This is a genomic window from Candidatus Thioglobus sp., from assembly GCF_029243085.1.
Lineage (GTDB): Bacteria > Pseudomonadota > Gammaproteobacteria > PS1 > Pseudothioglobaceae > Thioglobus_A.
Window position 1 is genome coordinate 1 of the sequence record NZ_JAQWSS010000077.1, and the last position, 8,777, is coordinate 8,777.

Here is an 8,777-nt window from a genome sequence, read left to right on the forward strand (position 1 = left end):
ATAATCATGCCAATAAAAGCAAAGCCTAGAGAGCCATTTTGACGAATTCGATTGATCAATAACGATAGCGAATGAAGAACAATCCAAATAAATAAAAATACGGCAAATAAAACAGCTTTATTCTCAACAAACCAAAAACTCAAGATAAATAGAATAACAATACCAATCCATACAGGCTTGAACAATAATAAACTACGAGCTACAGTATCTTTTTTCCAACGTAAAAAAGGTGCAATGACCATGGCTAAAACAGCTGGAATCATAATGGGAACAAATACTGCATCAAAATACGGTGCACCTACAGAAATTTTACCCAAACCTAGAGAGTCTAATAACAATGGATATAGCGTACCTAAAAATACACTCAGCATTGCCGCAACTAACAAAATATTATTGATTAATAGTCCGCTTTCTTTTGACCACCATGAAAAAGTATTGTGACTTTTCATGAGTGAAGCTCTCCATGCGTACAACATCAAAGAACCGCCAATAACGATAATCAAAAATATCAAAATAAACAAGCCGCGATCTGGATCAGCTGCGAAAGAGTGCACTGATGTTAAAATACCCGATCTAACTAAAAAAGTACCTAATAGACTTAAAGAAAATCCAGCAATCGCCAACAACACTGTCCAATGTTTAAACGCACCACGCTTCTCACTTACGTTTAATGAATGGACCAGGGCAGTTGCCACTAGCCATGGCATGAATGAGGCGTTTTCAACTGGATCCCAGAACCACCAACCGCCCCAGCCAAGCTCATAATACGCCCACCACGAACCTAGTGTAATGCCAAACGTTAAAAAGGCCCAAGCTACCAGGGTCCATGGACGAGACCAGCGTAACCACGTAGAATCAAGTTGTCCACGAATGAGAGAGGAAAGAACAAAGGCAAAGGGAACCGCCAAACCCACATAACCCATGTATAACATTGGTGGATGGATAATCAAACCAAAGTCTTGCAATAAAGGATTTAATTCTCGACCCTGGGCAGGAATAACATCCAAACGCTCAAAGGGATTAGAGGTTAGCAATAAGAATAATAAAAAACCAATGCTAATCAATCCTAAAATAATCAAGATATGGTTTAACACTTCACTTGGCAGGCGCTTAGAAAACAAAGATACCGCAACACTCCAGCCAGCTAAAATTAACGCCCAAAGCAATAAAGAGCCTTCATGTGCACCCCATACGGCCGAAATTTTGAACATGGTTGGTAATTCGGTATTGGAATTATTGGCAACATACTTAACTGAAAAATCATCCAACACAAATGCGTTCATCAACACCGCAAAAGCAATTAATATCCAAAAAAACTGAGCCCACAACATTGGGCGTGATAATTGTGCCAGTGCAAAGTTACCTTTAAACAAACCTATAGCCGGCAATATAACCTGCAAGCAAGCAAAAGCCAACGCTAACACCAAAGCAAAATGTCCAATTTCAACTATCATTTTAAATTAATCATCAAATAAATCTATGATTTTATCTAATCCACCAATATTAATGGCAATATCTGCTTGTTCAGCAACAATTTTTTTTGCATGATAGGCAATTGACAAGCCGGCCACATCCATCATTTCTAAGTCATTTGCACCATCGCCAACAGCAATCACCTGATTAACGTTTAATGAATGTCTTTCGCACAATTCATAAATAAAATCGGCTTTGGCCTGGGCATTAATAATAGACCCTTGGGTTGTGCCAGTTAAATAACCATCATGCTCAGCCAAGGTGTTTGCCCTAGAGTAATCAAGCCCTATATCAGCTGCTAAGCGAGTTGTGAAATAAGTAAAGCCGCCAGATACCACTGCACTCTTAATCTTTTTCTTTTTAAGAAATTGAATTAGTTCTTTGCCACCAGGATTTACATTTAATTTTTGTTGATAAACTTTTTCCAAAACAGTAACATCTAAATCTTTCAATAATGCTACGCGCTCAGCTAAAGAACTGTCAAAGTCTAATTCTCCCTGCATAGCGCGCTCAGTAATTTCTGAGACTTGTGGCTTAAGGTTGGCAAAAGCTGCAATTTCATCAATACATTCTATGTTAATGAGCGTTGAATCCATATCACTAACAAAGAGCATTGCCTGCTCTGTTGAAAAGTGTATTGGCACAAAATTAAAGTCACACTTAAACTCTTCTCTTAATGAGTTTAATTCAACTTTTTTGTCAGTAGTAAAACGAAAATGTGTGCACTTTTGTTGGATGTCAGCGTCAAATTTTCGAGCAACAAGTTTGGCTATTGCCAGGTCTTGACTATGTAGAATAACTGTCTTCACATGTCACCTTGTTTTAAATATGGTGCGGAAGGAGAGACTCGAACTCTCACGTCTTACGACACTGGAACCTAAATCCAGCGTGTCTACCAATTCCACCACTCCCGCGAAGAATTTGAAATTATACCTAAATAATGTTAAAGTGGAAGCTTTCAAACACAGGATTCAAAAAATGACAATTAATAACGCAGTATCCGCTATGGCCGGCGTCTTCATCATGGCATCATTACTCCTCTACAATAGCAATATGTTTGCAGAAGTAAATTGGCTATGGCTAACCTTCTTCGTTGGCTTTAATTTATTTCAGGCGGCTTTTACTGGACTTTGTCCAGCAGCTAAAATCTTTAAATCAATCGGCCTTAAAGACTAAATGTCAAAATTTAAGCACTAGTATCAAACCAGTTTAACTTCTCTCTTAATTTAACTACTTCACCAACAATAATCAATGTTGGCGCCTTGATTGGTTGTGTGGCTACAACAGTTGGCAGTTCGCCTAACGTTGTCGTCCATACGCGATGATCGGGCGTTGTTCCTTTCTCAACCAAAGCTACCGGCATATCGCTGCGCATACCATGCTCAATCAGCTTGTCTGAAAGATGCTGCGCACCCTTTAAAGCCATATAAAAAACAATTGTTTGTTGCTCAACTGCCAATTCGTTCCATGGCAAATTCATACTACCATCTTTAAGATGTCCAGTAACAAAGCGACAAGATTGGGAATAATCACGATGTGTCAAAGGAATGCCTGAATAGGTTGAACAGCCTGAAGCAGCAGTAATACCTGGAACCACCTGAAATGGCACGCCATTTTCAGCCAGAGTTTCAATTTCTTCACCGCCACGGCCAAAAATAAATGGATCGCCGCCTTTTAGGCGACAAACACGTCTGCCTTGTTTAGCCAAATCAACTAATAATTGATTAATACCATCTTGTGGCACACTATGATTGTCGCGCTCTTTACCCACATAAATGAGCTCTGCATCACGACGAACTAACTCCATCACCTCTTCAGAAACCAAGCGGTCATACAAGATTACATCTGCTTGCTGCATCAATCTTAACGCTTTGAATGTTAACAAATCTGGATCACCAGGTCCGCCACCCACTAAGTATACTTCACCTACCTCAGTATCGCTTGAGTCATCAAGCTGTTTCTGCATATCTGCCTGCGCTTCATCTACTTTGCCAGAAAAAACTTTCTCTGCCACAATACCTGAGAAAACACGCTCCCAAAAATAACGTCTATCTTCAATATTACTAAATTTTGCCTTAACTTGATCTCTAAAATTACCTGCTAATTCTGCAAGCTTTCCATAGGCATGAGGAATGGTGCTTTCGAGCTTGGCACGAATCAAACGAGCTAAGACTGGCGCCTTTCCAGCCGAAGAAATAGCAATAACAATTGGCGACCTATCAACAATTGACGGCATAATAAACGAACCCAAATCTGGCGAATCAACTACATTTACAGGAATATTGGCCTCATGAGCTAATTGTGAAACTTGAACATTTAACTCAGAATTATCTGTAGCTGAAATTATAAGCGTCTGACTATCAATATCACTTGTTTCAAAATTCCTCTGAATTAAGGTGATTCTACCCTTGTCGGCTAGTTCTTGAACACTTTGACAAGCAGACTGATCAATACATATCACTTGGGCATGTGCTTTTAACAAAAGTGTCATTTTTCTATAGGCAATATCACCACCACCCACGACCAAACAAGGCTTTTGCTTAATATCAATAAAAATAGGTAAATAATTCATTGGCTATTTAACTGTTCGAAATAAAAGCTTATATTATAATGTCTTAACATTAATTAAATGCACAAAACACCCATTGTTATGACTCAAGAACACTTTACCTGTCCTTTCTCTCATTTAATTCTAAGTGGTCGATGTAACTGTCAGTTTGCAGCCAAAGATTGTGTGGCTGAAAAAGAATTTGGCTCATGCTTAAATCAAGATGCCTCCAATTTGTGTCAAGCCATATACTACAACCTGCGTGATAACAGTAATTTTGTATTAAAAACCCATAATATTAACAATCTTTCGGTTGGTCAACAATCTAAAGTAAAAATGGGTGGACTGCTTGCCTTGCAAGAGCTTATGGGAATTGAAAATGGCGATAGAATTGATGATATTGCCATTTTAACAAATCAAATTAGTGCCACTTATCCCAATCTTGAAAACATTCCTTTTTCAGAGCTTATGCCTAGAATTTCTAAATTTAAATTTAGGAAAAAGCCTTAAATTTGCAACATTTTTTTAGCAAATGGAATTGAAATAGCACTTCTTTGTTGTAAAGACTCTTGATCAAGATAATCAATAGCTGACAGAATCGTTGTCAAATCCCTGGAAAAATATTTAAATAAATAAACATAAACTTTTTCATCGATCTCCAAATTCTTATCTTTCATCTTAAGTTCGATCAATGCAATTTTCTCTCGATCAGTTAATTGCTCAAGAACGTAAATAACCGCTAACGACAATCTTGTTTTAAGATCCTGTAAGAGTGATAATTCACTAGGCAATATTGATGAGGAAACAATTAATTTGGTTTTAGTATGTTTAATTTGGTTGTAAAGATCAAATAATTCTTGTTGTTGAATAGAATCAAGACAATCGATATTATCAACACAAACCCAATCATAATCAGATAATGCACATAAAAATCCTTCTGGCAAGGTTTGCTTGATATCTATATAAACAGCGTTTAAATCTTGCTCTAATGCCTTAAAAATACAACCCTGCAATAAGTGAGTTTTCCCACTAGAATACCCACCTGAAACAAACAGCACAGACGAATCTTTTTTAGTAAAAAGCTTATCAATAAATCCAATTAATGACTGATTATTTGCTCCTAAAAAATTGCTTAACAGCATTTTTACATCAAGTGAAATTGGCAATCCAAGCTGCTGCATACTATGTAATCAACCCTTCTCTTGCTTGATAACTCTTTCTATCCAGATCCACACATAATCAGCACCACTTAACACCGTCGATGTCGCCACAATGACAAAAAATACCGTTGCCCATTGCTCGTGGATTGGATACAGCTGTACGATAACTAAAAACAACACCAATGTAATTTGTAGCGCTGTATTAATTTTTGATAATTTTGATGGAGAAAGTAATTCATCTTTAGATGTGCCACTACCAATGAAGCACCCTACCGTACCTGATACAATCATCACATCACGTAAAAAAACCAATACTAATAACCAAGCTGGCAATAACCCAATAACAAACAAAGTAATAAAGCTACTCACCAGCAACAATTTGTCAGCAACAGGGTCTAATATTGACCCCAATCGGGTTTGAAAAGAATAACGCTTGGCGATCCAGCCATCTAAAGCATCAGTCACACCAGCGACAAAAAATAGCACCATCGACAAAAAATATTGATGATTTAACAGAGTCATTACAACAGGTACTGTTAAAATAATGCGTAAAATTGAAAGCGCATTTGGCACACTAGAGAAATTCATTTTTTTTAGCTAGTTAAATTGAAATTCAAAAAAAATTAATTATACGGAAAAAACCATATGTCATCATTAACTTACCAAGACTCTGGCGTCGACATTACCAAAGGTAATGACTTAATCGAACAAATCAAGCCTATTGCAAAATCTACTAAGCGTGAAGGTGTATTAGATGGTCTTGGTGGCTTTGGCGCCATGTTTGAATTACCAATTCATAAATATAAGAACCCTGTATTAATTTCAGGAACTGACGGTGTTGGTACCAAGCTTAAAGTTGCTGAAATGCTTAACAAACATGACACGATTGGTATTGATTTAGTTGCTATGTGCGTTAATGATTTGATTGTACAAGGTGCAGAGCCACTATTCTTCTTAGATTATTATGCAACTGGAAAGTTAAATACCGAACTAGCTACTTCTGTTATTTATGGCATTGGCGAGGGTTGTAAAATTTCTGGCTGCGCATTAATTGGCGGTGAAACTGCAGAAATGCCAGGTATGTATCAAGATGAAGAATATGACTTGGCAGGGTTTTGTGTTGGCATTGCCGACAAAGAAAAAGTAATTGACGGTTCAAAAGTAGCTAATGGCGATCACATTATTGCACTAGGTTCATCGGGTCCTCATTCAAATGGTTATTCTTTAATTCGAAAAGTTCTTGAACAAACAGAACCAACAGAAGCTCAATTGCAAGCCCTAATTGAACCAACAAAAATTTATGTAAAATCTATTTTATCGTTACTTGAAGAACATTCTGTTCATGCTATTTCGCATATTACTGGCGGTGGTCTGATTGAAAATATTCCAAGAGTTTTACCAAGCAATTTAGCAGCCAAACTAAACAAGGAGTCTTGGCAATTTCCTGAAATATTCAATTTTTTACAAAAGGGTGGAAATATTGAATTAATGGAAATGTATCGTGTATTTAATTGTGGCGTTGGCATGGTGTTAGTTGTTCCGGCTGATCAAAGTGATGCAGCAATCAAACACATGAACGAACAAGGTGAAAATGCCTGGCTTATTGGTGAAATTGTTAATAATGCAGGCGCTCAAGTTATTATCTAAATGAAAGGCGTTGTCTTAATTTCTGGAAGTGGTTCAAACCTTCAGTCTATCATTGACAATGCCAATGATATAAACCTCGATATAGAGGCAGTCATTAGTAATAAAGAGGCAGCATATGGGCTGGAACGCGCTAAAAAAGCCAATATCACAACGCATACACTAGATCACAAACAATTTTCCTCGAGAGAGGCCTTTGACCAGAACCTAAGTCAATTAATCGATCAATATAATCCAGGCGTTATTATATTGGCCGGATTTATGCGTATTCTGACAGAGGAATTTACGCAAAAATACACTGGGAAGATGCTTAACATCCACCCATCTCTTCTGCCAAAATTTCAAGGATTAAACACCCATCAACGCGCTATTGACGCTAAAGAAACAGAACATGGCGTCACTATTCATTTTGTAACAGCCGAACTAGATGGTGGTCCGATTATTGCACAATCGCAAATTAAAGTATTGGAAGATGATAGCGCAGAGTCACTAGCCAAACGGGTACTGATAGAAGAACACAAACTGTTTCCAAAAGTGATTCATTGGTTTACTCAAAACCAATTAAAACTTAATGATAACAAAGTTACTTTAGATGGGAAGTTAATGTGAAATTACACTTTTCATTTATGTTACTGACCTTTGTTAATACGGCTGCATTGGCTTTTTCGCCACATACCGCTAGTTACCAGCTTGCTATTAATGGCGTAACGGTTGCCGAAGAAATTCGCACTTTACACCAGCTTGATGATAATTTTTTCTACACTGCCAACGCCAAGACAACCGGATTGGCCGCCCTAGTTAAAGACTATTCTATAGCTGCAAGTTCTACTTTCTCCATTAATACCAACGGAGTCAATGGTATTAATTACCAAATTATGGAATTAGAGGATGAGCAAGTTCGTGAAAACAATGCCATTGACATATATCCTGATAATGGTCGTGTCATTTCCATTCTAACCAAAACACAACCCAAGGTTAAAACTTGGGAGGCCAAAGCTGGCAATATTGTTGATCCATTAAATTTATTTTTAGCCATTGCCTTGGACTTAAAAAATACCCCTAAAAAAACCGTATTTCAGTATCAAGTAGCTAATGGCACTTCTATTGAACAACAGGATTTTCAAACATTAGGGGCTCATGCCATCAGTATTCAAGGAAAGTCGCATGAGGCGGTTAAAGTTAAACGAATTGACCACCAAGACAACCCTCTTGAAGCTTATTTCTTGCCAGATTACCAATATCTGCCCATCTTAATCAAGCAAACTAGGCATGGTAGAAAATACACCTATGAAATCACTAGTATTAAGATGGAAGCAGATAAAAAGCTATAAGTAACTTTTTAGATATTGACCGGTATACGACCCTTCAACCGCACTCACCTTTTCTGGTGTGCCAGTAGCAACAATATGACCGCCTTTATCGCCTCCTTCAGGTCCTACATCAACAATCCAATCAGCAGTTTTAATCACATCCAAGTTATGTTCGATAATAACAATGGTATTTTCTCTCTCACGCAGACGATTAATCACTGATAGTAATTGCTTAATATCATGAAAATGTAGACCAGTTGTTGGCTCGTCTAAAATATAGAGTGTTTGACCGGTGTCCAATTTTGACAACTCTTTTGCCAATTTAATACGCTGCGCTTCACCGCCTGATAAAGTAGTGGCATTTTGACCTAAAGTGATATAAGACAACCCTACATCCATCAATGTTTGTAGTTTTTGCTTAATTTTAGGAATGGGTTCAAAAAATACTACCGCTTTTTCAACTGTCATATCTAATACTTCTGAAATGTTTTTACCTTTGTACGTAATTTCGAGCGTCTCTCGATTGTAACGATTACCATGACAAACATCACAAGGTACGTATATATCAGGTAAAAAATGCATCTCTACTTTAATTAGCCCATCACCCTTACAAGCTTCACAACGACCACCTTTAACATTAAA

11 protein-coding genes and 1 tRNA gene are annotated in these 8,777 nt (G+C 37.5%); 5 read left to right on the forward strand and 7 right to left on the reverse strand.

The window, feature by feature from the left end:
- The 3 genes from P8M52_RS04135 to P8M52_RS04145 form a co-directional block, all read right to left on the reverse strand.
- Window positions 1-1,454: heme lyase CcmF/NrfE family subunit (locus P8M52_RS04135; RefSeq protein WP_300307720.1), on the reverse strand; the 1,454-nt coding region annotated here is incomplete at its 3' end.
- Window positions 1,455-1,460: 6 nt separating this feature from the next.
- Entirely contained in the window at window positions 1,461-2,282 is an 822-nt protein-coding gene (gene serB / locus P8M52_RS04140) for a phosphoserine phosphatase SerB (protein ID WP_300307723.1), read from the reverse strand.
- A 20-nt stretch (window positions 2,283-2,302) separates the two neighbouring features.
- Window positions 2,303-2,387, reverse strand: a tRNA-Leu gene (locus P8M52_RS04145).
- Window positions 2,388-2,451: 64 nt separating this feature from the next.
- Here P8M52_RS04145 and P8M52_RS04150 point away from each other — a divergent pair.
- Entirely contained in the window at window positions 2,452-2,649 is a 198-nt protein-coding gene (locus P8M52_RS04150) for a DUF2892 domain-containing protein (protein WP_300307726.1), read from the forward strand.
- Window positions 2,650-2,659: 10 nt separating this feature from the next.
- Here the strand turns inward: P8M52_RS04150 and cysG are convergent, their stop codons facing one another.
- Complete coding sequence (cysG, locus tag P8M52_RS04155; protein ID WP_300307729.1) at window positions 2,660-4,045, reverse strand: siroheme synthase CysG; 1,386 nt, start codon at window positions 4,043-4,045, stop codon at window positions 2,660-2,662.
- A 57-nt stretch (window positions 4,046-4,102) separates the two neighbouring features.
- On the opposite strand from cysG, the gene P8M52_RS04160 reads away from it, so the two are divergent.
- Entirely contained in the window at window positions 4,103-4,531 is a 429-nt protein-coding gene (locus P8M52_RS04160) for a hypothetical protein (protein ID WP_300307732.1), read from the forward strand.
- On the opposite strand, the gene P8M52_RS04165 is transcribed toward P8M52_RS04160, so the two are convergent.
- Window positions 4,528-5,202 (reverse strand): DnaA/Hda family protein, encoded by a 675-nt coding sequence (locus P8M52_RS04165; protein WP_300307735.1) that lies wholly within the window; start codon window positions 5,200-5,202, stop codon window positions 4,528-4,530. The two genes, P8M52_RS04160 and P8M52_RS04165, sit on opposite strands and share 4 nt — an antisense overlap.
- A gap of 9 nt (window positions 5,203-5,211) precedes the next feature.
- A complete protein-coding gene (locus P8M52_RS04170; RefSeq protein WP_300307737.1) occupies window positions 5,212-5,769 on the reverse strand; it encodes a CDP-alcohol phosphatidyltransferase family protein in 558 nt (185 codons plus the stop codon).
- Window positions 5,770-5,826: 57 nt separating this feature from the next.
- On the opposite strand from P8M52_RS04170, the gene purM reads away from it, so the two are divergent.
- From purM to P8M52_RS04185, 3 genes are read left to right on the forward strand one after another with little or no spacing between them, the layout of a single operon-like run.
- A complete protein-coding gene (gene purM, locus P8M52_RS04175) occupies window positions 5,827-6,828 on the forward strand; it encodes a phosphoribosylformylglycinamidine cyclo-ligase (RefSeq protein ID WP_300307740.1) in 1,002 nt (333 codons plus the stop codon).
- Window positions 6,829-7,434, forward strand: a complete 606-nt coding sequence (purN, locus tag P8M52_RS04180; RefSeq protein ID WP_300307743.1) for a phosphoribosylglycinamide formyltransferase — start codon at window positions 6,829-6,831, stop codon at window positions 7,432-7,434.
- Window positions 7,431-8,156: a DUF3108 domain-containing protein gene (locus P8M52_RS04185; RefSeq protein WP_300307746.1), complete on the forward strand. Its 726-nt coding sequence runs from the start codon at window positions 7,431-7,433 to the stop codon at window positions 8,154-8,156. Before purN ends, P8M52_RS04185 begins: the two co-directional genes overlap by 4 nt.
- On the opposite strand, the gene P8M52_RS04190 is transcribed toward P8M52_RS04185, so the two are convergent.
- Window positions 8,151-8,777: ATP-binding cassette domain-containing protein (locus P8M52_RS04190; protein ID WP_300307749.1), on the reverse strand; the 627-nt coding region annotated here is incomplete at its 5' end. The genes P8M52_RS04185 and P8M52_RS04190 overlap by 6 nt on opposite strands.

Bases quoted from the DNA above. Each gene is read 5' to 3' on its own strand.
- P8M52_RS04170 (WP_300307737.1), bottom strand. From the start codon at position 5,769: ATGAATTTCTCTAGTGTGCCAAATGCGCTTTCAATTTTACGCATTATT.
- P8M52_RS04160 (WP_300307732.1), top strand. From the start codon at position 4,103: ATGCACAAAACACCCATTGTTATGACTCAAGAACACTTTACCTGTCCT.
- P8M52_RS04165 (WP_300307735.1), bottom strand. From the start codon at position 5,202: ATGCAGCAGCTTGGATTGCCAATTTCACTTGATGTAAAAATGCTGTTA.
- P8M52_RS04150 (WP_300307726.1), top strand. From the start codon at position 2,452: ATGACAATTAATAACGCAGTATCCGCTATGGCCGGCGTCTTCATCATG.
- purM (WP_300307740.1), top strand. From the start codon at position 5,827: ATGTCATCATTAACTTACCAAGACTCTGGCGTCGACATTACCAAAGGT.
- purN (WP_300307743.1), top strand. From the start codon at position 6,829: ATGAAAGGCGTTGTCTTAATTTCTGGAAGTGGTTCAAACCTTCAGTCT.
- cysG (WP_300307729.1), bottom strand. From the start codon at position 4,045: ATGAATTATTTACCTATTTTTATTGATATTAAGCAAAAGCCTTGTTTG.